Below are 26,707 nucleotides of genomic sequence, written 5' to 3' on the forward strand. Positions count from 1 at the left end.
GGCCGCCGCGCGCCGTGCGGCGTGCGGCGTGCGGTGCGGGCCGGGGGGCGCCCGCCCGACCCACTGACCGCCGGCCGGGGACGTCGAGGGAGTCGGCCGGCTCAGGCGACGGGGTGCCCGGCCTGCGAGATCGTCGTGATCTCGCGGAAGAACTCGTTGTCGTGCATCAGGGCCGCGGGCTCGTCGATGGCCTGGAGCCGCCCGGCCCCCATCACCATCACCCGGTCGCAGATCGACAGGGTGGACACCCGGTGCGCGACGAGCAGGAGGAGCACCTCGCCCTTCATCCGGGCCAGGGACTCCTGGACCGCCTGCTCGGACATGACGTCCAGGGCACTGGTGGGCTCGTCGAGGATCAGCACGTCGGGCCGGCCGGCCAGGGCGCGTGCCAGGCACAGCCGCTGCCGCTGCCCGCCGGAGATCGCCGAGGCCCGCTGCCCGATGACCGTCTGGTAACCCTCGGGCCAGCTGGAGATCTCCTCGTGCAGCGAGGCCTTGCGGGCGGCCTCCTCGACCTCGGCGTCGGTGATGTCGTCGCGGTAGAAGCGGATGTTCTCCGCGACGGTGCCCCAGAGGAGCTGCGGGCTCTGCGGGACGTAGGAGACGCGTTCCCGCCAGTCGCCGAGCCGGAAGTCGCGGGCATCCTGGCCGTTGACCGTGACGGTGCCGCTGGTGGGCAGCCGCAGGCGCAGCAGCAGCTGCACGATGGAGGACTTCCCGGCCCCGGACGGACCGACGATGCCGATCACCTCACCGCGGGCGGCCTCGAAGGAGACGTCGTGCAGGACGGGCGCCGTGGAGTCGTAGGCGAAGTCCACGTGGGACATGCCCAGCCGCTCGACGCGGGACAGCGGCTGGTCGCCGTCCTGCCGGGTGTGGCCGGCGTAGTGGTCGAGCGCGCGTCGTAGCCGGCCCATGTAGGGGATCAGCTCGTTCATCCGGGTGGAGGAGGCCTGGATGCGCTGCCCGAAGCTCAGCGACCGGATCAGGATGAGGACGACGGCGCCGAGCTCGCCGATCGCCGTCGCCCCGGACACGTGGACGATCGTGAGGGCGAGCAGCAGCAGGAAGAAGGCGACGCTCTGGTAGAGCGCCGGCACCGCCCGGTTGAGGAAGCGGGTCTGCAGGAGCGGACGGTGCACCTCCTGGATCATCTCGTCGACGGCGGCGCGGTAGGCCCGGTTGGCACCGAAGACCTGGGTCTCCTCGGCCAGCTGCACCATCTCCTGCACGCCCTTGGCGTACTCGACGTTCTCCGCGCTCAGCGCCCGGGCGTGACCGCGCTGGCGGCGGGCCAGCGGGGCCAGCATCACGAACAGGACCGCCGAGGCCCCGATGAGGATGAGCGCCGTGGGGGCGCTGAGCAGGAAGGCCGAGGCGAGCAGCGTGAAGAACATGAGGACGGCGCCGATGCCCTCGGAGAGGGTGGTGACCGCCGCCGAGGCCTGGATCGCCTGCGTGGTCATCAGGGACTGGAAGTGCCCGTCCCGCTCGGCCGACTGGATCGTCCAGGACGCGGAGGTGAACCGCTCGAACAGGTCACGCCGGAGGTCGGCCATCACCGATGCGCTCATCGACGCGGGCACGTAGGCCAGCACCACCTGCAGCGCGCCCCGGAAGACCGCCAGCCCCATGCCGATCCCGCACAGGACGAGCAGCGGGGCGCTGAGCTCGATCGGGCCCGGGATGGCGTCGACCTGCGTCGTCCCCTGCGAGAGCGCGGTGGCGAGGGAGGCGACGAGCGCCAGCAGGGCGGCCTCGACCAGGCCGGCGATCACCGAGCCGCCGGCCATCAGCGCGATCCGGGACTTCGACGAGCCGAGGAAGGGGCCGAACTGCTGCCAGGCTGTCCGGTAGCGCCGGACGACCCTGGTCGGGGTCGGCCACTGCTTCGGCAGTGACAACTGCCCTCCTGAGATCACGTGCGCGGCCTGGTCCGGGGCGTCGTCCGGCAGAACCCTACCGTCGGCCTCTGGCCCTGCCGAGCGTCGTCGACCACACTGCCGTGGGGCCACCTTGCGGCGCGGCCCCCCGTCTGTTGGAGTGTGCGCCGTGGCGCCGGTGCCGTTCTCTCGTCTCGACCTGCAGCGGCTGGTACCCGTACAGCTGCGGCGGGCGAGGAAGTTCTACCTCCGGCACGGTCGGCTCCCTCCGCTGGTGGAGTTCACGACCTTCAACGACAAGGTGCAGTGGCGGGTCAGCCGGGACCGGCGAGAGCTGCTCCGGACCACCTGCGACAAGCTGGCGATGAAGGAGCACGCGGCCCGGGTCTCACCCGGTCTCACCCGGACGCCGGAGACCTACTGGTTCGGCACGGACGTCGCCGAGCTGCGCGACGTGGAGCTCCCCGCGAACTGGGTGCTGAAGCCCAACCACGCGAGCCAGCGCGTCATCATCAGCGGTGGCCCCGCCGACGTCGAGACGCTGTCCGAGCAGGTGGCAGGCTGGGTGACCGAGCCGTACTGGCGGCGCAGCGGCGAGTGGGCCTACCGCACGGCGCGCCCCGGGCTGCTGGTCGAGGAGTTCATCGGCACGCCCGGTGAGGTGCCTGCTGACCTCAAGGTGTTCGTCTTCGACGGGAAGCCCCGGGTGGTCGCCGTCCACAGCAGGGACGGGGACGTGCACAAGGCCCGCTACTACAGCACCGACTGGGAGCCGCTGCCCTGGACCGGCGGCTACGCGCCGGGGCCCGACACCGCCCGGCCGGAGCGGCTGGCGGACATGCTGGAGGCGGCGTCCCTGCTCGCCGCGGACTTCGACATGATGCGGGTGGACTTCTACGAGCACGACGGGGTGCTGTGGTTCGGGGAGCTGACCCCCTACCCCGCGGCCGGCCTGGCCCGGTACGAACCCGAGCTGGACCGGCTGCTGGGCAGCTGGTGGGAGCTCCCCGTCACGGGGACGCGAGGGCTGCTCCGCCTCCGCTGAGCGGCGACCTGCGCAGTGCACCCCGAGGGTCAGGGGCGGGGACGACCGGCCAGCGCCCGGGCCCGCCGCCGCGCCTGCCTCGCGAGCCTCCGCCCCCGTACCAGCGCCATGGGGGCGAACTCGTCACGTCGCGTCATGCTGTTCAGCGTGCACGGTCGGCACACTCCACACGGCCGCCCACCCAGGGGATCGAAGCAGGACCAGTGCAGCTCCAGCAGGTCCAGGAACCCGTGCTCCCGGGCGATGTCCGCCATGTCCGCCTTCGTCAGGTGGGTGATCGGGAACCGCCAGTACTTGAACAACGCCGCCTCCGGCGTGTCTCGCAGCTGCGGCGGCTCCGAGAAGACCAACTCCACCCAGTACCCGGCGGTCATGTCCGGCGTCTCCACCGACATCTCCACGTCCCGCAGCCCCAGGCCCTCGGCCACCCCCGCCAGGAACGTGTACTGGGCGCCCATCTTCACCTGCGACCTGATGAGGTCACCGAGTTCGACGACGTGCGGGGGCGGCGGGTGCTCATCGCCGAACACCACCAAGGTCGGCGCCAGCAGCGACGGGTCCTCCAGGCGTGGGAGCAGCGCCTTGCGGATGGCCTGCATGGCGAGCATCTCGTTGCGGAGGCTGTTCCGGCCCACGTCGATCACGTAGATCGGTTGCGCCGGCCGCTTCTCGATGAGGGTGAGCTGGAGCAACCGGAACGTGGAGTCCCAACCACCTGTCCAGAGCAGCTTGACCCGGTCCTCGTCGTGTAACCCCGTCATGGGCGCGGAGAGTAGCCGGTGGCTGGGCTGCCGCTGCCCCGGGAGCTGCGGGTCCGTCCGGGGGGCGAGCCTCCGCAGCCCATGCCGCACCACCGTGGTGACTCGAGGACGGTCATGGAACGGCGGGTCCTCGCTGCTCCGAGGCCGGCGGTCGGGACGTGCCCCCTGGAGCGACGCGCTGCCGGGCGTCCACGCGGAGGGAGGCGACGACGCCGGCAGCCGCGAACACGAACGGGAACGACGGGGACGACACGAACACCGGGGCGACCGCGGACTCCACCAGCAGCAGGATCAGCCACCCGACCCCGGTGATCCGGATCCAGCGGACCAGGACGTCCTCGCGGGCGGAGACCCGCCGGAGCAGGGCGACGAGCATGCAGGCGAGGCCGGCCGCGAAGAAGAACGCACCGAACCAGCCGGCCTCGCCGTAGATCGCCGGCCACTGGGAGTCGTTGAGGAACTGGCCGGAGTCCGGCCCCGGGCCCAGGCCGTAGCGGCCGGGGAAGCCCAGGGCGTAGTAGAGGGGGCTGTAGTCCTCCGCGGCCGACGAGCTGCCGTACCTGCCGAACCCCGCGCCGAGCGGGAAGTACTGCGCCGCCACGGTGACCCCGCCTGCGGTGAGGAGTCCCCGGGCGGAGTCCTGGGTGAGGTAGATCTCGATGTCGCCACCGATGAGGTCAGCGAGGGGAGGCACCGTCAGGAGCGCCACGAGCGGGCCGATGCCGAGGAGTGCCGCGACCCCGAGCGGCCGGAGGAAGCGGGCGCCGACCGCCCCCAGCGTGGCCAGCAGACCGACGATCGACTTGACCTGGAAGGTCAGGAAGGCCAGGCCGCCGGAGACGAGCACCAGGACCGTGTTGGCGACGGAGCGGCGGACGATGAGGCCGTAGACGAGTGCGCCGACGGCGAGCACGCCGCAGAACCGGCTGAAGGCGGCCGGGTGCTGGAAGGCGCCGTTGATCGCCGGGAACGGGCCGATGTAGCTGATCGGCGGTTGCCCGGTGGTGAAGTTCGCCCACGCCGCCGGGATCGCGAGGTTCAGCACGGCGGTGAAGCCCATCAGCACGATCGCGGTGATGCCGAGGCGGACGAGCAGGGCCAGGTCGTCGCGGGTCCAGTGCAGCTGGGCGAGGGCGAAGGCGAAGACGATGCCCTTGACGGCGATGAAGGCCGCGGGGATGCCGAGCCCCACGGGCACGTCGGCCAGCGCGGCGCTCAGCAACCCGGCGATGAGGAAGCCCACGAACCAGCCGGTCCCCGGCAGCCAGACCAGGCGCCCCTCGGTGACCAGCCGGCGGGTGGTGAAGGTGACGACGGCGAGGGCGATGACGCCCTCGTCGGCGTAGGTGCCCAGTTGGCCGAGCACGTTCTGGATCGGCGCCGAGAGGATGATCACGACCAGCGCGATCAGCGCGAAGAGCTTCGGCCGGAATGCGGCGATCGCCACGGCCGTGACGCCGCCGAGCAGGACGATCGGCAGGGCCTGCTCGATCCAGGCCAGGGCGACCAGGACGAAGGCCAGGACGGCGGCAGCAGCCACCCAGGCAGGCCCGGGAGGCGATCCGGGATCGGACCGGGCGGGAGCCGCGGCGGTCGTCGGCGGCGCCGACATCAGCGTCCCCGGGTCCCCGCGGAGAGCGCCTGCCGGAACACGATCACCAGGAAGGCCACCAGCAGGCCGACCGCAAGACCCACCAGCAGGTTGAGCAGGAGCAGCGGCGAGGCCGGCTCGTCGGGGACCTCCGGCGCCTCCACCACGGTCCCGGTCACGCCGATCGGGCTGGCGACGGTGTCCGCGCCCTCGATCTGGGTGATGAGGCTGGCGGCGATCGCGTTGGCGAGCTCGGCCGCGTTCGTCGGTGTGCTGGCCTCGACCGTGATGTTGATGATCGAGGTCTGGGGGAGCACCTCCGCGGAGACGCTGTCCACGAGCTCGGTGGAGGCGACGTCGGCGCCGGTCTCGTCGATCGCCGGGTCGAGGACCGCGGGGGTCTGCGCGAGCGCGGCGTAGGTCTCCAGCCGGTCGGCGACGAGCGCCGATGCCTGGGACAGGCTGTCGGCGGGGGCGGCGCCATCGGCAGGGACGGAGATGACCGGGTCGACGAGGATCTTCGTCTCGGTCTCGTAGCGCTCCGGCAGGAAGACGGTCACGAGCCAGCCGGCCAGGAGCCCGGCGACGACGGCGGCCACGATGACCAGCCAGCTCCGGCGGATCACGCGCAGCACGTCACGCAGCTGCATGGAGTCCGGGGCCTCGTGCCGATAGCGGGGGAGCGGAGGCGCGGCGGTGTCGGTGGTCATGTCAGTGGTCCTCTCGGGTGGTGCCGATGTGCGGGAGTCCGATGCGCCGATCACAGCTGCTCCTCGAGGAAGGTCAGGACCGCGCGTCGCACGTCGCTGTTGAGCAGCGTGATCCCGTGGCTGGGTTCGTCGACGATCAGCAGCTCCGCCGGGACGCCGGCGTCCGCCAGCGCTGCCGCCAGTGCCTCGGGCTGTTCCACCGGCACCAGTTCGTCGGTGCCGTTGACCAGCAGCATCGGTGGGTCGGACGGGTCGACCCCGGTGATGGGGGAGGCCGGCACCGACTGCGGGCAGTCGGTCACCGAGGTACAGCCGAGGTAGTTCAGCACCAGGTCGGCGGCGTCCTCGGTGGGCTGACCCAGTTCGAGGCCCTCGGGGGACAGCACGGAGACGCCGCTCAGGGACGCCACCGCGCCCAGCCGTTCACCGGTGTCCAGCGGGCCTTCGCCACGCGTGGCCAGGCTCTGCGCGATGATCGCCCCGGCCGAGCTGCCGATGGCGCCGATCCGCGCCGGGTCGATCCCGAACTGCTCCACCTGAGCGGGTTCGCGCAGCCACTGCACCGCGTTGGCGAGGTCGTCGACCTGGGCGGGGTAGGTGAACTCCGGCGCGAGCCGGTAGTCGATCGAGAAGGCGGCCGCGCCCTGTTCGGCGGTCAGCTCGCACAGGGTCCGGAGTCCGGTGCTGTCGCGCGCACCTTCGGTGAAGCCGCCGCCGTGCACGATCAGCACGGCCGGGAGCGGCTCCTGGGCGTCGGTGGGGAGGCAGGCGTCGAGCTTGAGTTCCGTCTGGTCGTCGGACCAGTAGGTCAGCCCCTCCTCCACGGCGACGTTGTCCGGGCCGGGATCGAGCCGGCTCGTCGGCTCGGTCGAGGAGGAGCAGGCGGTCAGCGTGACGAGCAGTGCGGTCAGCCCCATGGCTGCGCGGGGGAGGCCACGTCGCGACGTGGCGGGACTGGTCACAGGCATCGGGGTTCTCGAATCCGTTGGGCGGCGACGGACGAGGGCCCCAGTGCTCGGGCACGGGCGGGGCCGGGTCTCGTCGAGGCCATCGGCTCATCGGTGCAGCGCGGCTGCGCTCCGTCAGCGTGCCGTCGCCGGGCAACCGGCGGAAGGCACCCCGGTGAACGTAGCGCCCGAGGCGCGGTGCTGACCGTGACCGCTGTCACGACCTCCCGCCGGCTGAGGGCGGGGGAGAGGAAAGCGCCGGGCTGATCCGGGAACCCGAGTGACGGGACTCACCAGCCGGCGGGAAATGATCGCTCACAGCAACTGGTGCGCGTCCTCACTGGTCGAAGCACAGGTCATGGCGAGTCGTGAGTTTAGTCGGCCCACGCGCCGATGCGGTGGCGCTGTCACTGGAACGGGTGTCGCCCACAGGAACCCTCGTCGTCGTGGAACGGAGCCCGAAGTGCTGGTCCGGACGACCCTCAGCGGCGGGATCGATGCGGAGCCGGCGATCTCCCGCTGGCGGCCGAGATCGGCCTGACGATCACGGTCTGCCATCTCCCGGAGGTCGACCCCTCGGCGGACCACGCCGGCTGTCGATCACTCGGCATGACCAGTACGGAGGCTGGAGCCACACCATCGCCCCCACCAGCACCCGTCGGACAGCAGCGGTACACGACCTGTTCATCCACGCTCGGTGACGGCGTACCGAATCGTCCCGGTTTTCACCGGTCACGCGGTGGCCGGACGGTGTCCGGTCCCTATCGTTCGCTCGGCCACGCTCCAGCCGAGGGGCCCGGCTCGGCTGACCGCAGCCCCGATCCGTCCGAGGTGCTCCTTGACCCACGCCGTCCCCCAGGTGCCCCGGGCGCGTCAGCGCACGGCAGCCGTCCTGCTGGCCCTGCTCATGGCCGGGCTCGCGACAGTCCAGGTGCTGGGTGCACCTGGTGCGCGGGCCGCCGATCCCACCCCGCAGATGTACCAGGGACCGGCCTTCCCGACGGCGGCCTCCTCTCCGACCGAGGACAAGCCGCAGAGCAAGCTCTGGTTCGCCGACGGGTCCTGGTGGGCGCTCATGCGAACGGCCGCGAACGGCACCGACGGCAACCCGGACATCACGGTCCACCGGCTGCAGCCCGACCACACCTGGGCCAACACCGGCACCGTCGTGGACCGGCGCGCGGCCAGCACGGGTGACGCCCTGTGGGATGGCGGCAAGCTGTACGTCTCCAGCCGGGTGCCGAACGGCAACATCGAGGTCGCCCGACTCTCCTACGCCACCGCGACCGACAGCTGGACGATGGACAGCGGCTTCCCGAAGGCGGTGACGAGCGGTCCGATCGAGTCCGTCTCCATCGCCCGGGACAGCCTCCAGCGCCTCTGGGTGACCTTCACCCGGCCGCACCCGACGAACTCCTCGCTCGACCAGGTGTGGGTGGCGCACTCCACCACCAGCGACACCGCTTGGACCGCGCCGTTCCTGGTGCCGGTCTCGGACAACACGGTGAAGGCCGACGACATCTCGGCGATCGTGGCGTTCGGCGGCAAGATCGGCGTGATGTGGTCCGACCAGCAGAACTCGGTCATCCGGTTCGCCGTGCACCCGGACACGGCTGGTGACCAGACCGGCTGGACGCTGGAGACCGCGGTGACCGGCCCGCGCAGCGCGGACGACCACATCAACCTCAAGTCGCTGATGGAGGACGACCAGGGACAGGTCTACGCGGCCATCAAGACCTCCCGCGGCGACTCCTCCACCGACAGCCCGTCCGACCCCAGCGTCGGGGTGCTCGTGCGCTCGTCCAGCGGCAGCTGGACCAACGGTGTCGCGGCGACCGTCGCCGAGGGCCTGACCCGGCCTCAGCTGGCGCTGGACACCACCAACCGCCGGGTCTACGTGGTGATGTCCACCGAGGGCGGGGGCAGTGTCTACTACAAGACCGCCCCGATGGGCGCGAACCCGTCGTTCAGCCCCTCGAGCGGCCGCGGCCTCACCATGCTGAGCTGGTCCGGCGCCCAGATCAACAACGCCTCTCTCGCCAAGGCCCCGATCTCGGCGGGCTCCGGCCTGGTGGTGCTGGCCTCCGACGACGAGGTCACCAAGCGCTACTACCACGCGGAGCTCTCCCTGGGCGGCGGCACGAGCACGCCGCCGGCGGACACCACGGCGCCGACGGTGCCCGGCGGCGTGGCGGCGACGGCGAACGCGCCCACCCAGGTGACCGTGACCTGGGGGGCGTCGACCGACGCCGTGGGTGTGGCCTCCTACCGGGTCACCCGGGACGGCGCCGTGGTCGCCGGCGCGGTCACCGGTGGGACGTCGTTCGTCGACCAGACCGCCTCGGCCGCCACCACCCACCGCTACACGGTCTCCGCCGTGGACGCCGCCGGGAACCGGTCGGCGGAGTCGGCGGCGGCCTCGGTCACCACACCCGCGACCGGTCCCGCGCCGGAGCCTGAACCGGAGCCCGGTGCGGGCATCAGCGTCGGGGCCTCCAGCCAGGGCGTCGGCAGCACGGCGAGTACGACGGTCACCATCCCCAAGCCGGCCGGCGTCGCGACCGGTGACGTGCTGATCGCCCAGATCACGGCCGACGGCGTGCCGAACATGAGCGCCGCACCGGCCGGGTGGACGGCGGTGGTCGCACCGCTGTCGGTGAGCACCGGCGCCCGGGTCTTCGCCTACTCCCGCGTGGTGGGCGACGCGGCGGCGGAGCCGGCCTCCTACGTCTGGCAGCTGTCGGCGTCGAAGAAGTGGAACGGCGCGATGACCGCCTTCTCCGGGGTGGACCCGGCGCAGCCGTTCGAGACCGTAGCCAGCACTCGGGTCAACTCCTCCTCGAGCACGGTCCTGACCGTGCCCGGTCTGACGACCACGACCCCCGGTGCGGTGCTCGTGGGTGGGGCCGGGCCGAACAGCGGTGCGGTCGGGGTGGCCCAGCCCTCGGGGTGGACCGAGTCGGTCGAGAGCCGGGGCGCGCAGGTCGCCGAGCTCGCCTGGCAGGCGCGACCCACGGCCGGCGCCACCGGCGACGTCGCCTGGCGGATGAGCTACTCGATCCAGTCGGCGGGCTGGCTGCGGGCTCTCCGCCCCGCGGCCTGACCCGCCGTACGGTGCTGCGGCGGCCCGGTGGCCGCCGCAGCACGGTGGCCGCGCTGGTGGGTGCGGCCGCCGTCGGCCTGACGGGCTGCACCTCGCCGGAGCCTGGTGAGCAGCAGCCGGCCGAGTCACGACCCGGCGCCCCGCAGCCCGATGCGGAGCCGGCGCTGACCGACGACGCCGCTGGAGCCGAGTGGCCGGACGAGGTGCGGGCAACGGTGGAGACCGAGCCGGTGCCGCACGGTGGCGACGCGGCCGACGACCCGGCGGTGTGGGTCAACCCGACCGACCCCGCGGCGAGCGCGGTGATCGGCACGGACAAGCAGGGCGGCCTGCTGGTCTACGACCTCGACGGCCAGCAGCTCCAGTACCTGCCGGTGGGGGAGGTCAACAACGTCGACGTCCGGACGGCCGGTGACCGCGCGCTCGTGGTCACCGGGAACCGCACCGACGACAGCATCGGGGTGTACGAGCTCGACCCGGACACCCGACAGCTGCGCGACGTCGCCGCCGGCCGCCTGGCCCCGGGCCTGGAGGTCTACGGGTCGTGCCTGTACAGCAGCGCCGAGACGGGGAGGCTGTTCGCGTTCGTGACCAGCAAGTCCGGCCGGGTCGTCCAGTTCGAGCTGGTCGAGGACGGGTCCGGCCGGGTGGGCGGGGAGCCGGTGCGCTCCTTCGACCTGGACTCGCAGATCGAGGGCTGCGTCGCCGACGACGAACTGGGCCACCTGTACGTGGGGGAGGAGGACGTCGGCATCTGGCGGTACGACGCCGAGCCGGACGCCGGTGACCAGCGCACCGCGGTCGCGGAGGTGTCCCGCTCCGGACCGCTCGTCGCCGACGTCGAGGGCCTGACCATCGCCGCCGGGCCGGACGGCACCGGGTACCTGATTGCGTCGAGCCAGGGTGACGACTCCTACGCCGTCTACCGCCGCGACGGGGGCAATGAGTTCGTGACGTCGTTCCGCGTGGTGGACGGCCCCGACGTCGACGGGGCCGAAGACACCGACGGCCTCGTCGCGGAGACCGCCCCGCTGGGCCCCGACTTCCCCGCCGGCGTCCTCGTGGTCCAGGACGGCGAGAACGACGACGGCAACCAGAACTTCAAGCTGGTGCCGCTGGACCGTCTCCTCGCGGGCTGAGTAGCCGCCCCGGGTTCAGCTCCGCGGCGATGCCCCCGACGTCGGTGGCGACCCCGCAGTCGCCTCGTGTCATCACCTCCAGGCCGAGCATCGGCATCGCCTCGTCCCGGAAGGGCAGCACGGCGACCCGGGACCGGTCGAGCAGCGCCATCGATCCCCTTGCGGTGGGAGACGACCCCACGAGCCGCCGAGCACTTCGACCCGGACGTCGACCCGGCCCCGGAAACGGGCACCGCTCGAGGGGACCGGACCAGCCGCCGGTCGGCGCCGGTGACTCGACTCACAGGGCGCCTGGGGGAGCGATACGGACCTTCTGGGCGCCGTTGCAACGCAAAGCCAGTGCTCGGCTACACAGTGCATCGGACTGAGCGGCCCGTTACGCAACGTCACCCGACACTCACCTGGCTGGGCTGCCGTTGTGGGTCTCACTTCGATACCTTCACCCAGGTTGGTTGCACACAGTGGTCAACGACTGTTCGGTCATTGTTCAGCTGCGGGTCGCCCTGAGGTCTGTGGTTCTCGTTGCGAGGGGGTCTGTCTGCATGAGCGTGGTCGGTCAGCAGGAGGCGGACACCCGCGGGGAACAGGTGGCCACGCCGCCGCGCGCTCCGGAGGCTCGGCGTCGTCCGTTCACGCTGTCCCGGCTCCGCGGCGAGGGCACCGTGGCCCGCCGCGCCTGGCGGGTCGCCTACGTGCGGCGGGTCGCCCTCGGCGACGCCGCCGTCGCGACCGTCGCCGCACTCGTCGGCTACCTCGTGCGGTTCGGTGGCGGGCTCACGTCGGCGAGCGAGCTCTCCTACTTGTGGATGACCGTGCTGCTGCCGGTGGTCTGGGTGGGGGCCATGCTGCTCGCCCGCAGCTACGAGGAGCGCTTCCTCTGGCTCGGGCCGGAGGAGTACCGCCGCGTCTTCAGCGCCTCGATCAGCCTGCTCGCCGCCGTGGGCACCATCTCCTGGGCCTTCCAGCTGGAGATCGCCCGGGGCTTCGTGGTCGTCGCGCTCCCGCTGGCGGCGGTGCTGACCCTGTTTCAGCGTTTCGCGCAGCGGCGGTGGCTGCACCGGCGGCGCGCCGGCGGCCAGTTCCTGCAGACGGCCATCATCGTCGGGCACCGCAACGGTGTCGCCGCACTGCACCAGCAGATCGAGCGCGAGGCCTACCACGGCTACCAGGTGATCGGGTCGTGCGTGCCCGGCGGCCAGGTGGCCGAGGCGGGTGCTGAGGCGGGGGACACCTTCCACGGGATGCCCGTGCTGGGTGGCCTCGACGACGTGGTCGAGGTCGTGCGCCGGTACGAGGTCGACACCGTGGCGGTGCTGCCATCCCCGGAGCTGGACGGGCCGGCGCTTCGGCGGCTGGGCTGGGACCTGGAGAAGACCCGCGCGGAGCTCCTCCTCGCGCCGGCGGTCACCGAGATCGTCGGGCCGCGGGTGCGGATCCGGCCGGTCTGCGGTCTGCCGCTGCTGCACATGGAGCGGCCGGAGCTCCGGGGCGTCCGCCGGTTCACCAAGGAGACGTTCGACCGCACGTCGGCCGTGCTGGGGATGCTGCTGCTCCTCCCGGTGCTGACCGCGCTGGCGCTGGCCGTCGGCCTGACCAGCCGTGGCGGGGTCTTCTACCGGCAGGAGCGCGTCGGCCGCGACGGGCAGACCTTCGAGATGCTGAAGTTCCGCAGCATGGTGCCCGGCGCCGACACGATGGTGCCGGACCTGCAGGCGCAGAGCAACGGCAACGGCGTGCTGTTCAAGATGAAGGGCGACCCGCGGGTCACCCGCATCGGGCGCGTGCTGCGTCGCTACTCCCTCGACGAGCTGCCCCAGCTGATCAACGTCGTCCGCGGCGACATGTCCCTGGTGGGGCCGCGCCCGCCGCTGGCGCACGAGGTGGAGCGCTACGGCTTCGACATGCACCGGCGATTCCTGGTGAAGCCGGGCATCACCGGGCTCTGGCAGGTCAGCGGACGTTCCGACCTTTCGTGGGACGACTCGGTGCGGATCGACGTCCGGTACGTGGAGAACTGGTCGCTCGCGTTCGACTTCATGATCCTCTGGAAGACCTTCGGTGCCGTCTTCCGCGGCACGGGGTATTGACCGGCGGCAGGCCCGGTGACGGACGACCGGCCGCCATGGGGACCGTGCGAGCCCAGGGGGCTGCCGCGGAGAGCGTCCCGGGGTCGCCGATGCACGCGGGGGCAGCTGCAGGACTCGGGAACGGTCGACGCGTCCTGCACGGCGCGGACTCGTCGGACGAACCACGGGCCCGGTGGGTGTGCTGCGATGTAGCGCGCGTGACGGTGGCTCGGAGAGCCGACCTGCCGGAGCACGTGGCGGTGGCGGCACGCCGGTGGTCCCGACGACCACGGGCAGGACAGCCACCGAGTACTGGTAGCGACCGTAGGGCGGCCGCGAGCCGGCTGGAAGAGATCTGAGGCGATGTTCATGCTTGGTTCGACCGGTGTTGTGCATCGGCTCCTACCGCGTCCCCGGGTGCGGACCCGGCGTTACCTGCGTGCCGGCCTGTCGCTGGAGGACTTCTTCGACGAGCTCAACCGGCGGGGCGTGCGCTACGCCGTCCTGCGGTGGTTCGAGTCCCTGCCGGCCGTGGAGCCGGGGGAGGACATCGACATCCTGGTGGCCGACGAGGACATGGCGCTCGTCGGCACGATGCTCACGTCGCACCTGGTCGCCCCGAGCCGGCAGAAGTTCGACGTCTACTCGGTCTCCGGGCTGCCTGGCTCGGACTACCGGGGCATCCCGTACCTGACGCCCGCGCTCGCAGCCGGGCTGCTGGACCGTGCGGTCCTGCTCCGGGGCCGGTACCGGGTGCCCAGCCCGGTCGACCACTTCGACTCGATGGCCTACCACGCGGCCTACCACAAGGGCACGGGCTCCGGCCTCCCCGAGGACGCCGACGCAGCGACGCCGCAGGTGACCGCCGCCGAGCACGACTACACCCGGGTGCTGTCCGAGCTCGCGGCACGGACGGGGCTGTCGGTGCCCCTCACGCTGGCCGGCCTGGACAGGTACCTCGCCGAGAAGGGGGTGCGCCCCCCGGTGGACACGCTGGACAAGCTCGCCGAGTCCAACGGGTGGCTGCGCCACCACCTCGACGAGCAGTTCGGGCCGGTGGACGCCGGCATCCCCGGCCTGGCCGTCTTCGTGCTGCGGGAGCGCGCCGCCCACCTGGCCGACCGGCTGCGCAGCGAGCTGCTCCGGCAGGGCTGGGAACCGTTGGAGACGGTGGAGTTCGACGCGGAGACCCGCGCCCGGGTCGCCGCGAACGTGCGGGGCGGCAACTGGAACAAGGGGCCGTGGCCGGTGGGTGGCGGTGACCCGGTCGCCTACGTCGTCGCCTACGACCTCAGCGCGAGCACACCGGGCGGTGCGGCGACGTACGACTTCGACCGGGTGACCCAGGGGAAGCTGGCCATCCGGCGGCGGCTCCTCCAGGACGTCCCGCCGGGGGAGCGGTACAACCCGCTGCACAGCTCGGACCACCCGCGGCAGGCGCTGGACTACCTCGCGCACGTGGGGGACCCGGGGGCGCTGGTCCGCGTCCGGGTGGCGATCGACGAGATCGCCGCCCAGATGGTGTTCCCGTTCCCGGTGATCGAGGAGGTCGTCAGCCTGCGTCGGCGGGCAGTCACGGCCGTGGTCGAGCACCCGGTGTTCGGGGCCTGCATGTGCAAGCTCTTCTACCCCAGTGCGCACCGGTTCCGGGACCGGGAGCTGCGCGCCCGGATCGACTTCGCCTTCCTGCCGGAGATGCCGACGCTGCTCGCTGCCGGGGACAACTGGTTGCTGACCCAGCGGTACACCGACACCGGGGAGCACGTGCGACGCCGGCTGCCCCGCAGCCGGCAGATCCAGCTGACCCCGGATTCCTCGCTGGCGCTGGCCGGCATGGTGCGGGCGTTGAACGAGAAGGGAGCCTTCCTGCTCGACGTGTCGCCGTTCAACCTGCTCAGCGATCCCGAGTACGGCCTGAAGGTGCTGGACTGGGAGTTCCTCCAGGACTACCCGGACGAGATCCCGCCGGTGGTCGACTCGCCCACCGTCCTCGGCCACCCGAACGGCCTGCCGGGGGTGGACGTCCCGCTGGGGGTGAGCACGCAGGGGGAGTCCGCCCGGCCGGCCTTCCACCCGGTCGTCACCGGCGTCCCGCGCCGGCTCCTGCTCAACTGGCCGGGGCGGCTGCCGTACGCCGTCGTCGAGGTGGGCCTGCTGCTCGGCTGGCTGTACATGGGGCTGCGCGCGATCGCCCGCGACACGCTCCGCGGCGGGGGCCGGCACGCGCGGACGGCCCGGACGGGGCTCCGCCGGTTCCTGGTCCGGGTCGGTGACCGGCGGCAGTCCCGGATGGGCGCCCGCGGATGACGTCCACGGAGAACCCGGTGGGCGGTACCCGCAAGGCCCCCGCGGGGTCCATGGCCGGCTCGGTGTTCCGGGGCCTGTCCTGGTCCATGCTGGGCGCCGTCGGCCAGGCGCTGCTGCAGATGGTCGCGCTGGTCGTGCTGGCCAGGCTGGTCTCGGTCGAGGAGTTCGGCGTCGCCGTCGCCGCCGCGGTGATCATGAGCTTCGCGGTGATGCTCGGGCAGCTGGGCATCGGCCCGGCGCTGGTGCAGGCTCGCGACCTCGACCGGGACGACATCGCCACCGCCTTCGCCCTGGCCACCGCGTTCGGGGTGCTGCTCGCCGGCGCCCTGGTCCTGCTGGCGCCGGTGCTGGGGCCGCTCGTCGGGCTGCCCGCCGACTCCTCGTACCTGCAGATCCTGGCGATCGCTGTCGTCCTCGGTGGGCTCAGCGCGGTGGGGATGGGGCTGCTGCAGCGGCAGATGCGATTCCGTGAGCTGGCCCTGGTCGGGCTGGTCTCCTACGGGGTCGGGTACCTCGGTACCGCGGTCGCGCTGGCGGTCGCCGGAGCCGGTGCGGCGGCGCTCATCTGGGCGCAGGTCGTCCAGGCGCTGCTGGCGGCGCTGGGCTACTGCCTGTTCGTCCGACCCGACGTGCGCCCGCCCCGGCCGGCGGTGCTGCTGGCCAGCAGCAAGCGGTTGCTGGGCTTCGGCTCGGGCTACTCGCTGGCCCGGCTGGGCAACTGGGTCGGGGTCAACGGGGACAACCTGGTCGTCGCCAGCCTGCTGGGGCCGGTGTCGCTGGGCCTGTACTCGCGCGCCTACCAGCTCCTCGTCCAGCCGGCGAACCTGATCGGACTGGTCGCGGACAAGGTGCTGTTCCCGGCCTTCGCCCGGATGCAGGACGACGGCGCGCGGTTGGCCCGGGCCTACGTCCTGGTGAACTCCCTGGTTGCGGTGCTCACCCTGCCGGGGAGCCTGCTGCTGTTCGTGCTGGCGCCCGAGGTGGTCGACGTCCTGCTGGGCGAGGACTGGTCTGCGGTGGCGCTGCCGCTGCAGATCTTCGCCGTGGTGCTCCTCCCGCGGACCGCCTACAAGATCAGCGGCTCGTTGATGCGCGCCACCGGAGCGGTCTTCCGCGGCGCGGTGCGGCAGTGGCTCTACGCGGCCGAGGTGGTGGCCGGGTGCTGGATCGGCAGCAACTGGGGAGTCGTCGGCGTGGCCGTCGGTGCCTCGATCGCGATCTTCCTGCACTTCACGACGATGCTGGTCTTCTCGGCACGGGTGCACCCCGGGGTCATCGGGGGCGTGCTGCGGTCGTACCTGAAGGTGCTGCCGGCGACCGCGGCGATGGCGGCCGTGTGCGTCCCGCTGGCGGCCTGGCTGCGGGACTCGGCGCCGGACCTGGTCACCCTCGCCGCGACGAGCGTCGCGGGGATCGTCGTCGGTGGGCTCGTGCTGCTGCTCACCCGCCGGCTGTTCGCCGAGGAGATGGCCGTGCTGAGGACGGCGCGGGCTCGCCCCGGCCGGCGGGCACCGGCCCCGGCGGCGGCGCCGGCCGGACCGACGGAGCTGTGACCGACCGACCGTCCCGGTACATGGTGCAGATCACATCGGCGAGATCACCCGGACGCCAGGCGGCCTGCCGATGACACAGCGGGCGGGGAACGCGGCACGCCTCCCTTTGTTGTGCCCTGGGTCACGTAGTCGTCACTCTCGACCCACGAGACGCTGAGGTCTCGCATCGGCATTGCGTTACGTAACCGTGATGCTACGTTGCGCTGCGTGCCGAACTCTCGTCTCCGCTCCCCCGGAAAGTCCACCTCGGCGGCCTGCCGGACCCTCCTCGGTCGCCGCGGTCGGTCACTGGCGCTGCTCCTCGCGCTCGGCTGCCTCGTCCCGGTCGTGGAGAACGTCGGCTCGAGCGAGCCGGCCGCCGCCGAGGTCGCCACCGCTCCCGCGGCGAACGCCGGCAGCCCGGTGTCCGGCAGCGGCGCGGAGGTGGCCGCCCAGCAGGCGAAGCGGCCCGCCTCGACGCCGGTCCTGGCCGCGCCGACCACTGCCCAGCCGGCGCCCACCACCGCTCAGCCGGCGCCGACCGTCGCCCAGCCCGTGCCCACCACAGCCCAGCCCGCGCCCACCACCGCTCAGCCGGCGCCCGTCACGACCACCCAGCCGGCGCCTGCGCCGACGACCGCCCAACTGGTCACCGCGGCTCCCATCGCAGCGTCCAGCGTGGCCACCGGTGCCGGTGAGGCGCTCAGCTGGGCGCCGCCTGCCGGCTACGCCAGCTACCCGGTCACCAAGGTGACGGCGACCAACACGCTGACCACGGTCAGCGGGCGTGGCGGTGACGTGCTGATCCAGCTGCCCACCGATCGCGCGGTCGGCCCGATCACGATCGCGGACTGCCGCAACGCCGTCATCATCGGCGGCAGCATCCGGGCGCTGCCCTCGGCCAAGGTGGGTGGCTACGACCAGCGCGCCATCTACGTGCGCAACTGCACCGGCACGGTGCACATCGAGGGCGTCCACATCGACGGCGCCGTGAGCGGTGCCCAGACCGACGGCATCGCCGCCAACTCGCCCAAGGCCGTGCTGCAGATCCAGAACGTGCGGGTCGACGGCCTGCGCGGCGGGAGCACCGGGAACCACGCCGACGTCTTCCAGCCCTGGGGCGGGCTGCTGGAGTACCGCATCGACCGGCTGACCGGCTCGTCGAACTTCCAGGGCCTGCACGTCTTCGAGAACAAGGGCGCGATCGGCCGCGGCACGATCCGGAACACCAACATCGTCGGCACGAACGACGCCCCGGTCGACAAGGGCGGCTACTACCTCTGGACCGACTGTGACGACAACTACCCGCTGGTGCTGGACAGCGTCTACGTCGCCCCCCGGCCCGGCCGGCCCTTCACCCAGAGCGTCTGGCCGTCGGTGACCCACAAGGAGTGCCCGGCGAAGGTCGCCAACGGCGTGGCGACCTGGCCGATGGACAGCTCGATCACCGGTGGCGTCAACGAGGGTCGCCCGTCGTCGGGTGACTTCGTCCCGGCCGGCTCGGTCGGCCAGAGCTACACCTCGCCCGGCTACCGCTGACCTTCGGTCAGAGCCCGCCCGTCGCGCTCAGCGACCGATCTCCTGCCGCCGACAGGCGGCACCGAGTGCCTCGTCCCCGGGACCCCGGGGGCGAGGCACTCGTCGTTGGTGGCCCGCACGCCGCACCACTCCGGCGAGGGGGCGACGTACGGCGACGCCGAGCGACCGATGCGGACGTGATGCACTCGCTGCCGAGAGAGCTCGTTCGCCGGATGAAATGCGTGTGACGTTGTCGAGTCCGTCGACCCACCGCGGCCGGTGCGCCGGTTCGCTCGGTGGGTGCTGCATCACCTGGAGTGGCTCGCGTATCACCGGACCAGGCGGTTCCACAAGCACTTCGGTGTGACGTAATCACACTGCTACCTTCCCCCGCGTGCCTCGCCCCCGTTTCGTCTCCTCGCAAACTCCCGCCTCGGCCCCGCGCCGCGCGATCACGGGCGGCGGCCGCAGCCGTTGGCTCGCTGTCGCCATCGCCGTCGGCTGCCTCGTGCCGGTGACGACCACCGTCACCGATGCCGCCGCACCCCAGGCGTCCGCGCCTGGTGTGGCCATCGCATCGCCGCAGCTCGAGCTGGCCGCCGCGACCAGCCGCCCCAAGCTCAGCTGGGCGCCGCCGGCCGGGTACGCCAACTACCCCGTCAAGAAGGTGACGGCGACGACGTCGATGACCACGGTCAGCGGTCGAGGCGGTGACGTGCTGATCAAGCTGCCCACCGACCGGGCGGTCGGCCCGATCACGATCGCGGACTGCCGCAACGCCGTCATCATCGGCGGCAGCATCCGGGCGCTGCCCTCGGCCAAGGTCAACGGTCACGACCAGCGGGCGATCTACGTGCGCAACTGCACCGGCACGGTGCACATCGAGGGCGTGCACATCAACGGCGCCGTCAGCGGGGCCCAGACCGACGGCATCGCCGCCAACGCGCCGAAGGCGGTGCTGCAGATCCAGAACGTGCGGGTCGACGGCCTGCGTGGCGGCAGCAGGGGCAACCACTCCGACGTCTTCCAGCCCTGGGGTGGGCTGCGGGAGTACCGCATCGACCGGCTGACCGGCTCGTCGAACTTCCAGGGGCTGCACGTCTTCGAGAACACCGGCCCGATCGGCCGCGGCACGATCCGGAACACCAACATCGTCGGCACGAACGACGGCACGGTGGACAAGGGCGGCTATTACATCTGGACCGACTGCAACGACGACTACCCGCTGGCCCTGGACGGCGTCTACGTCTCTCCCCGGCCTGGCCGTCCCTTCGGGCAGAGCGTATGGCCGTCGGTGACCCACAAGCAGTGCGCGGCGACGGTCGCCAACGGTGTCGCGACCTGGCCGAAGGACAGCTCGATCTCCGGCAGCGTGCGGCAGGGGCGCCCGTCCTCGGGTGACTTCGTCCCGGCCGGCTCGGTCGGCCAGAGCTACACCTCGCCCGGCTACCGCTGAGGCGCAACAGCACCAACTAGTGGCAGTGGCGCCGCAGTTGGGTGATACACGCAGGCTCCGGCGTCAGGTATTGCTGACTTCGTGTGTGGGCGGGTTCGCACGGTGAGCGGTGTGTGGCCAGCGCCGCGATTGTCCCCGGCGACTCATGAACTCCGGGGCGAATTCCTCACTCGGCCGCGGACCTTCCTCGCCCAAGAGGTGTATTGCTTCAGGGCTGAGTCGGCCGCGTGGTCGTCCTCATGCCGCGTCGACGCCTGGCTCCATTGCTCGACGACGAACGCAGGTGTGGAGCCCGCCGCCCTGCGCGGGTGACGGTCCAAGGCCTGATGAAGGCGGTGTGTGGGCCGGTCGACCACGCTCCCAGCGTGCTGACACGTCGACCTCCTATCCGGTACCTACAGTCCGGCCTTCGTTGATGGCTGCACGTCCTTATGCGGCCTCGTCGATCACTCCAATCACGTGTCGTTCGAGCAACTTCGCGGACGAGCACTCATCGTCAGTAGCTATGTGCAAACGGTAGCTCAAACGCTCAATCGACAGTGATGTAGCCCACGAAATCACTCTCGCGGGGTGAAGTGTCTGGTGCAGAAGCCAATGTCCCGATTGGGTTGCCCCGTCTAGAAGACGGCGGTGACCTCAAACATCCCGTCGGTAGTACGCGCGGTCGGCAAGCAGTGTTGGACGGGTCGGGCCGGCGAAACCACGGGGGCGGGACTGTTGGATCAAAAATGTAGGCGGCAGGGGTTGGGCGTCGGCTCGGTGCAAACCGTGCCGACAGCAGCGGATCAACCCGAGGCTGTGAACGTGGCCTTGGCACACGATTACCTCACGCAGCGAGGCGGAGCCGAACGGGTAGCCCTGGAGCTGTGGGCTGCCTTCCCGCAAGCCCCGATGTACACCACGGTCTTCGCCCCGGGGCAGACCTTCCCGGGATTTGCCGGTAGAAAGGTGACCACATCGTGGCTGAACCGGCTCCCCGGAGCCAAGAGAGACCCACGGCCTCTGCTGCCGTTGCTGCCCAGCGCGATCAGGTCTCTGCAGGTGTCGGACGTGGACGTGCTCCTCTGCAGCTCGTCTGGTTGGGCCCACGGACTCAGGGCGGGGCGGGCTGCCAAGGTCGTCTACTGCCACAACCCGCCTAGATGGCTGTATCAGCAGGAGGAGTACCTCTCGGGACGCCAGCGTGCTCGCCTGCCACTCAGCTTGCTAGCTGGACGCCTTGAGCGGTTCGATCGCCTCGGCGCGGACAGCGCGGACACATACATTGCCAACTCGCAGGTAGTGGCAAGGCGCATTCGAGCGACGTATGGGCGCGAAGCGCAGGTGATCAACCCGCCCCGGGGCCTCGAGCCGGACGGGCCAGAGGAGCGGCCATCCGGTGTCGAGCCGGGATACCTGTTGACGGTGGGGCGGCCACGCGGCTACAAGAACACGGAACTGTTGATCAGGGCAATGGCCAAGAGGCCGAAGGATCGACTCGTCGCCGTCGGCGGTGAACCCGCCGAGGACGCGCCGAACGTGACAGTCCTGCGCAACCTCCCGGACTCGCAACTGCGATGGCTGTACCGAAACTGTCGCGCGTTGGTGGGCATCTCATACGAGGACTTCGGCTTGACACCTCCGGAGGCCATGGCTCACGGGAAGCCGGTTGCCCTCTTGCGAGCAGGTGGCTATCTCGAAACAAATGTCGAGGGGGCGACCGGGGTGTTCATCGACGCACTAGAGGAGCGGGAGCTCCTCGGTGCCATCGACGACCTCGACAGAATTCCCTGGGATTCGGACGCGATTCGGCTACATGCCAGTCAGTGGTCTCCTGTGACGTTCAGGAGTCGTATGGTCGACGCAGTCGAGCAGGCCGCGCGTGGATGACTCCAAGCTCGACCTCCACTCCCTTCTGCAAGCTGGCGGCCCCGTTCTGGCTCTCGCCTCGGGTGGCGGACACCTGGCTGAGTTGCAGCAGCTGACGGATGGGGTGGTCAGTTCTTCGGCGCTGGTCTGGTGCACGTCAGGACAGCCTCGGGAGCCGGATACCGTGCTCTTTCCGTACATCCCAGCCAAGAGCCTGTCACGAGTCGCCCGCGCTGTTCCCCTCGCTCGGCGAATCATCCGTGAGCACGGTGTCGTGCGTGTGATCACGACGGGAGCAGCCATCGCCCTGCCCTTCGCTGCCGCCTGTAAGATCGAGGGGATCCCCCTCCAGTACGTCGAGAGTGCTGCTCGACAGGACCGGCTGAGCGTCACAGGACGGCTGCTGAGAGCAAGTCGCCTCGCGGCGGTGGCCGCTCAGTTCGACATGGGTCCTGGGATACCGATCGCGACGAACATATTCGATGGCTTCGAGCGGCTGCCGGCTGCGAGTTCGGCCCATGAGCGACCTTTGCGTCGTGTGGTCGTGACATTTGGTACGAGCAGCGACTGGATGTTCCGAACGGCCATCAAGCGAGTTGACGAGGTTCTTTCGCCGCTCGTCGAGGACGATGCAGACGTGCTCTGTCAGACAGGGGAAGACGGCGAGCGCATGATCGGCCGAAGTACTCATCGGCTGGTGCCTGCGTCTGCTCTTCATCATGCGATCATGGAGGCCGATCTCGTTATCGGCCATGCTGGAGTGGGCACCGCGCTGATGGCCATGCAAGCTGGCAAGCTGCCATTGCTGCTGCCTCGACGGGCTTCACGGGGGGAGCACACCGATGACCATCAGGTGCAGTTGGCCGCGTACCTGGAGTCGCGCGGTCTCGCCGTCACGTGTGAGGCCGAGGAGCTGAGCACTGAGCACATACGGGCCGCCACAAGTGAACGCGTTGGCAGAGTCGGCCACCATGGCTCACCAGCGCCGTGAGGCAGAGCCGACGCCTCCAGTCAGCCCCTGGCCGTCGCCAGGTCGCCCTGGCACCGGCGCGACCCGGCCGCGGTAGGCGATGAGGCCTGCCCAGGCAGCGGTGGCTCGAGTCAGACAGCTGTCGCGTCAGACCATCCGGTTCGCCGCGGGTGGCGCCCTGCTTCAGCTCTTCGGACTCGTGAGCGGACCGCTGCTTGCTCACGCCCTAGGGGCGGACGGACGCGGGGAACTGGCCGGCTCCCTTGCCCCCTTCGTCACCGTCGCCTTCATCTCGTCTTATGGTCTGACCCAGCGGGCGGGACATCTTGTTGCCCGGGGGCAGTGGTCTGGGCGCAGGGCAGCCCACTCGGTCACTGCTGTCGCACCGTTCGCCGCTCTCGGCGCAGTGTTCGCACTGGCTGGTCAATCGCCGGTTCTTCAGGGACTCGCAGTGCTTGCGGTGCTGGGTCACAACATCAGCGCGTGCGTGCAGGGCGCCTTCATGGGATCGGGACTTGCTTCGCGTTTCAACGTGGCACTCTTGGCTCCATACGGTGCGAACCTCCTGGTGTTGATTGTGGCCTTCCTGTCCGGGCGATTGACCCCCACCTTCGCGCTTGCCTCCCAATTGGTGGCCTTCGTCGTTGCTGGTTGCCTGGCGATCGTCCTGTACTGGGTGAGTCGTAGCACGATCAGATCCGTGAAGCCGGTCTCCTCTTCTGTTTCGTTGCCTTCTCTACTGGCCCAGGCGGTAGCCGGCTTGTCGGCGGTCGCGTTCGCCGGCTTCGACCAGGCGGTCATATCCTTCTTGGCAGATGATCGGAGTCTGGGGCTCTTTGCGGTGGCTTTCTCATACGCTGCCCTCCTCGAGACCGTTGTGGTGGCCATCAGCCTCAGCGCATTCAGTGCGATCTCCAACGATCACGCCTCCCGGCAGCGCATGGTCACCGCCCAGAAGCAGACGGCTCTCCTCTCTGTGTTGGGAGCGATGTTCCTGGCCGGCGCCGCCCCGCTGGTGATCCCGATCATGTTCGGAGACGACTTTCGTAGCAGCGTCGTCCTTGCGTGGATCCTCTTGTTCGGTCGGATCTTCCACGACCTGTATGGAGTCGTCGCTGTAGCGGTCACGGGCGCGCGAACAGCGCGAACCAGTCTGATCATCGGTCTCGCCTCATTGCTCATGGTGGGTGGCGGATTGGTCGCGGGATGGCACCTCGGGGGAATACTGGGCTGTGCGATCGGAATTGTGGTCGCCGAAGTCGGCCGTTGGCTGCTCGCCCTGCTGTTGGTCCGAATCAAGATAAATGGTCCGCTTCGGAGCGTTGAGAGGGTGGAGGCCGTTGAGGCACAAGGCGTATGACGTCTGCATCATCGGGGGAGGGGCCGTGGGGCTCATCGCTGCCACTCGAGCGGCGTCCCTAGGTGCCTCTGTCATCGTGCTGGAAGCCGGAGCGGGCCCTCTGTCTCCGTATGCCTACGAGGTCGACACGCGTGAGGCGCCGGGGTATCGAGGTGCCACCGAAGCGCTGGGCTTCGGACTGGGTGGCTCTACGCAGCTCTGGGGCGGCCAGTTGTGGCCATGGATCGCGAGTGAGCTATCTCCTCGTCCGTGGCTGGGCATGGCGGGTTGGGATTACGACTTCGACGACCTGCGACGGAGCTATGGCCACGTTGCCGACATCCTGGGTCTCCGGAGCGCTCAGAGGGCTCTTGTCGGCGGCTCGGTGGAGACGCCGAGGGGCACGTCGACCCCGGGGTTCGAGCTTCGGGAGTCCACGTGGCTGGGGTGGCGGCATCGCAATCTGGGAAAAACACTCGGGCGCGACCTCAGGCGGGCCGAAGCCGTCAAGGTGTTGACGGGACACCCAGTGCAGTCTCTGAAGGTCGAGAACGGAACGGTGGTCGGCCTGGTCGGTGCTGGATGCCATGAAATCGCTGCTGACCACTACTTCTTGGCTGCAGGAACGCTCGGTAACGTCGCTCTGCTGAACGCGGTTGCGCGCAGCGAAGGTGCCACTGTAGGGGCGGGCTTCATGGACCACCTCTCCGTGCGCACCGCAGAGCTCGAGGTCTTGGATTGGGACGCGTACCAGGAGTACGAGGCTCCTCGATACGAGGGTAACTCGCTGTTCACGAAGCGGTATGCGGCGTCGTCGGATCTGCAGCAGTCGCTGGGTGTGCCTGGTGTGCTGGCTCAGTGGGAGACGGAACTCCCTGCGACTTCGCCACTTCTGCGGGCCAGAGAGCTCCTCCGGAGCATGCAGCGTGGTGGTGGGGGGCGGCCCGAACAGCTCGGGTCCTTGCTGCCCGGCTTGACGGCTGAGCTCAGGGGGCTGGTCGGGGCGCGATTGCGTCACCGGCGATACGTTCCCGAAGAGGCTGGGATCTATCTCAGCATCAACGTTGAGCAGCTGCCGACACAGAGCAAACGACTTGCCGCCGAGGGTGGTGTCGTCAACATGAAGTGGGCGGTCGAAAGAGCTGACCTAAATGCAGCGAGGCGCACAACCGAGAGCTTCCTGGATGCGCACGACCTCAGCCGATCCGGTCTACGTGTGAAGCGCATACTCGACGAGTACGTGGTTCAAGACACGTATCACCTGATGGGTGGAACGAGGTTGTCTTCGGATCCGGCACGGGGAGTCGTCACCCCGAACCTCAGGCACCATCAGGTCTCGAACTTGAGTGTTCTGGGCGCCTCTGTCTTTCCCACCGGCGGCCTGGCCAATCCGACCTTCACGGCTGGAGCCATGGCAGTGGCTGCCGTCGACTCCTACATGGGTGGCGTCTCGTGACTGTTCGTTTCTCCACGTCCCCACTGGGCCTCGGGCTGGCCACAGTGATGAGATTGCCGAAGACGGCTGATCAGATGAGAGTGCTGGATGCGGCCTACAGCGCCGGCTTCCGGCACTTCGATGTGGCACCGGCGTACGGACTGGGACGTGCCGAGACGCTCCTCGGGACCTGGCTCGCGAGCGCAGGTGCGGACGTCACCATCGCCACCAAGGTCGGTTTGCCCCCGAGCCAAGTCGCGGCGCGGGTGGCCATGGTCCAAGGCCCCCTCAGACGGGTGTTGGCCGCGAGTCCGCGGCTGCGGGGGTGGGTGAAGGCAAGGAGCTCTCTCGCCACCTCGTCTGGCGCGGCCCCCTCGGTCGCTCAGATCGAGAACAGCCTCGACCAGAGCCTCCGGGAGATCGGTCGGTCCCCGGATGTGCTCCTCTTGCACGAGGTGCCGGCAAGTGCGCTCGGTGACGATGTCGCAGCGACGTTACGACGGTTGCAGCAGGACGGGTCGGTGTCCTACGTCGGCGCATCGGGTCCGCAGGAAGTCGCAGAGGGGGGTGCAGCGCGGCTCGGCCTGGACACTGTCGTCGTCCAGATCCCGGTCGACTTGGGCGCAGAAGTCACCTTCGCACCCCGCCGAGGGGATTCCTGCATGGGCACCATTCGTTATGGCTTGCTCTCCCGCTACCTGCACCCTTTGACGGAGCGGCTGTGTTCCACGGGACTGGGACGAGCCGTTGAGTCGTCGATCGGGCTCCCGTTGCGGACCAAGGCCGACGTCGCCAGCTTGCTGGCGATGCTGGCCCTTGATCGCTGGCCGGATGACACCCTCTTGATCGGATCCACCAGCCACGCGAACCTCGAGCGGCTCGGCGCTGCAGTCCGCAATGACCAGCGCCTCTCTCCAGAAGCTCTCGCTGAGGTGTTTCGTCGTCTACAGGCGCACCTGCAGTAGCGCCTGGCCACAGGGCGTTCAGCTGGCCTGACCCGACTGCACGCGTACGGATCGGCAGCCAGTGGGCATGCTGTCCGGTGGAAGCCGAGCTT

General features: G+C 70.2%; 19 protein-coding genes. 13 read left to right on the forward strand and 6 right to left on the reverse strand.

The window, feature by feature from the left end; translation table 11 throughout:
- Positions 1–101: 101 nt before the first annotated feature.
- Positions 102–1,904, reverse strand: coding sequence for an ABC transporter ATP-binding protein (locus O2V61_RS01070; RefSeq protein ID WP_269181492.1), 1,803 nt, complete (start codon positions 1,902–1,904; stop codon positions 102–104).
- A gap of 157 nt (positions 1,905–2,061) precedes the next feature.
- Between O2V61_RS01070 and O2V61_RS01075 the strand changes: the two genes are divergently transcribed.
- Positions 2,062–2,928 (forward strand): ATP-grasp fold amidoligase family protein, encoded by an 867-nt coding sequence (locus O2V61_RS01075; RefSeq protein WP_269181493.1) that lies wholly within the window; start codon positions 2,062–2,064, stop codon positions 2,926–2,928.
- 29 nt (positions 2,929–2,957) lie between these two features.
- Here O2V61_RS01075 and O2V61_RS01080 read toward each other — a convergent pair whose 3' ends face one another.
- The 4 genes from O2V61_RS01080 to O2V61_RS01095 form a co-directional block, all read right to left on the reverse strand.
- Positions 2,958–3,689 (reverse strand): hypothetical protein, encoded by a 732-nt coding sequence (locus O2V61_RS01080; RefSeq protein WP_269181494.1) that lies wholly within the window; start codon positions 3,687–3,689, stop codon positions 2,958–2,960.
- Positions 3,690–3,801: 112 nt separating this feature from the next.
- Positions 3,802–5,229, reverse strand: a complete 1,428-nt coding sequence (locus O2V61_RS01085; RefSeq protein WP_269181495.1) for a hypothetical protein — start codon at positions 5,227–5,229, stop codon at positions 3,802–3,804.
- 71 nt (positions 5,230–5,300) lie between these two features.
- A complete protein-coding gene (locus O2V61_RS01090; RefSeq protein WP_269181496.1) occupies positions 5,301–5,990 on the reverse strand; it encodes a YveK family protein in 690 nt (229 codons plus the stop codon).
- A gap of 50 nt (positions 5,991–6,040) precedes the next feature.
- Positions 6,041–6,907, reverse strand: a complete 867-nt coding sequence (locus O2V61_RS01095) for an alpha/beta hydrolase (RefSeq protein WP_269181497.1) — start codon at positions 6,905–6,907, stop codon at positions 6,041–6,043.
- A gap of 868 nt (positions 6,908–7,775) precedes the next feature.
- On the opposite strand from O2V61_RS01095, the gene O2V61_RS01100 reads away from it, so the two are divergent.
- Both O2V61_RS01100 and O2V61_RS01105 read left to right on the forward strand, forming a co-directional pair.
- Entirely contained in the window at positions 7,776–10,040 is a 2,265-nt protein-coding gene (locus O2V61_RS01100) for a fibronectin type III domain-containing protein (protein WP_269181498.1), read from the forward strand.
- An 11-nt stretch (positions 10,041–10,051) separates the two neighbouring features.
- A complete protein-coding gene (locus tag O2V61_RS01105; RefSeq protein ID WP_269181499.1) occupies positions 10,052–11,179 on the forward strand; it encodes a phytase in 1,128 nt (375 codons plus the stop codon).
- Here the strand turns inward: O2V61_RS01105 and O2V61_RS01110 are convergent.
- Complete coding sequence (locus tag O2V61_RS01110) at positions 11,142–11,330, reverse strand: glycosyltransferase (RefSeq protein ID WP_269181500.1); 189 nt, start codon at positions 11,328–11,330, stop codon at positions 11,142–11,144. The two genes, O2V61_RS01105 and O2V61_RS01110, sit on opposite strands and share 38 nt — an antisense overlap.
- 391 nt (positions 11,331–11,721) lie before the next feature.
- Between O2V61_RS01110 and O2V61_RS01115 the strand changes: the two genes are divergently transcribed.
- The 10 genes from O2V61_RS01115 (at position 11,722) to O2V61_RS01160 (ending at position 26,615) form a co-directional block, all read left to right on the forward strand.
- Complete coding sequence (locus O2V61_RS01115) at positions 11,722–13,266, forward strand: sugar transferase (RefSeq protein WP_269181501.1); 1,545 nt, start codon at positions 11,722–11,724, stop codon at positions 13,264–13,266.
- A gap of 396 nt (positions 13,267–13,662) precedes the next feature.
- Entirely contained in the window at positions 13,663–15,552 is a 1,890-nt protein-coding gene (locus O2V61_RS01120; RefSeq protein ID WP_269181502.1) for a hypothetical protein, read from the forward strand.
- Positions 15,549–17,105: an oligosaccharide flippase family protein gene (locus O2V61_RS01125; protein WP_269181503.1), complete on the forward strand. Its 1,557-nt coding sequence runs from the start codon at positions 15,549–15,551 to the stop codon at positions 17,103–17,105. Before O2V61_RS01120 ends, O2V61_RS01125 begins: the two co-directional genes overlap by 4 nt.
- Before the next feature lie 207 nt (positions 17,106–17,312).
- Positions 17,313–18,623 carry a hypothetical protein gene (locus O2V61_RS01130; protein WP_269181504.1) on the forward strand — a complete coding sequence of 437 codons (1,311 nt, stop codon included), beginning with the start codon at positions 17,313–17,315 and terminating at the stop codon, positions 18,621–18,623.
- Between the two features lie 373 nt (positions 18,624–18,996).
- A complete protein-coding gene (locus O2V61_RS01135; RefSeq protein WP_269181505.1) occupies positions 18,997–20,058 on the forward strand; it encodes a hypothetical protein in 1,062 nt (353 codons plus the stop codon).
- Between the two features lie 804 nt (positions 20,059–20,862).
- Positions 20,863–21,927 carry a glycosyltransferase gene (locus O2V61_RS01140; protein WP_269181506.1) on the forward strand — a complete coding sequence of 355 codons (1,065 nt, stop codon included), beginning with the start codon at positions 20,863–20,865 and terminating at the stop codon, positions 21,925–21,927.
- Complete coding sequence (locus O2V61_RS01145) at positions 21,920–22,897, forward strand: glycosyltransferase (protein ID WP_269181507.1); 978 nt, start codon at positions 21,920–21,922, stop codon at positions 22,895–22,897. The genes O2V61_RS01140 and O2V61_RS01145 overlap by 8 nt, the downstream gene beginning before the upstream one ends.
- A 430-nt stretch (positions 22,898–23,327) precedes the next feature.
- Positions 23,328–24,236 carry a lipopolysaccharide biosynthesis protein gene (locus tag O2V61_RS01150; RefSeq protein WP_269181508.1) on the forward strand — a complete coding sequence of 303 codons (909 nt, stop codon included), beginning with the start codon at positions 23,328–23,330 and terminating at the stop codon, positions 24,234–24,236.
- Positions 24,237–24,261: 25 nt separating this feature from the next.
- Positions 24,262–25,671 carry a GMC oxidoreductase gene (locus O2V61_RS01155; protein ID WP_269181509.1) on the forward strand — a complete coding sequence of 470 codons (1,410 nt, stop codon included), beginning with the start codon at positions 24,262–24,264 and terminating at the stop codon, positions 25,669–25,671.
- Positions 25,668–26,615 (forward strand): aldo/keto reductase, encoded by a 948-nt coding sequence (locus O2V61_RS01160; protein ID WP_269181510.1) that lies wholly within the window; start codon positions 25,668–25,670, stop codon positions 26,613–26,615. The genes O2V61_RS01155 and O2V61_RS01160 overlap by 4 nt, the downstream gene beginning before the upstream one ends.
- The last annotated feature ends 92 nt before the right edge of the window (positions 26,616–26,707 follow it).

The organism is Modestobacter sp. VKM Ac-2985 (assembly GCF_026967925.1).
In the GTDB taxonomy this organism is placed as follows: Bacteria; Actinomycetota; Actinomycetes; order Mycobacteriales; family Geodermatophilaceae; genus Modestobacter.

Excerpts from the sequence above, each read along its gene's own strand:
- O2V61_RS01110 (WP_269181500.1), bottom strand. The coding sequence starts at position 11,330 with ATGGCGCTGCTCGACCGGTCCCGGGTCGCCGTGCTGCCCTTCCGGGAC.
- O2V61_RS01080 (WP_269181494.1), bottom strand. The coding sequence starts at position 3,689 with ATGACGGGGTTACACGACGAGGACCGGGTCAAGCTGCTCTGGACAGGT.
- O2V61_RS01095 (WP_269181497.1), bottom strand. The coding sequence starts at position 6,907 with ATGGGGCTGACCGCACTGCTCGTCACGCTGACCGCCTGCTCCTCCTCG.
- O2V61_RS01115 (WP_269181501.1), top strand. The coding sequence starts at position 11,722 with ATGAGCGTGGTCGGTCAGCAGGAGGCGGACACCCGCGGGGAACAGGTG.
- O2V61_RS01090 (WP_269181496.1), bottom strand. The coding sequence starts at position 5,990 with ATGACCACCGACACCGCCGCGCCTCCGCTCCCCCGCTATCGGCACGAG.
- O2V61_RS01125 (WP_269181503.1), top strand. The coding sequence starts at position 15,549 with ATGACGTCCACGGAGAACCCGGTGGGCGGTACCCGCAAGGCCCCCGCG.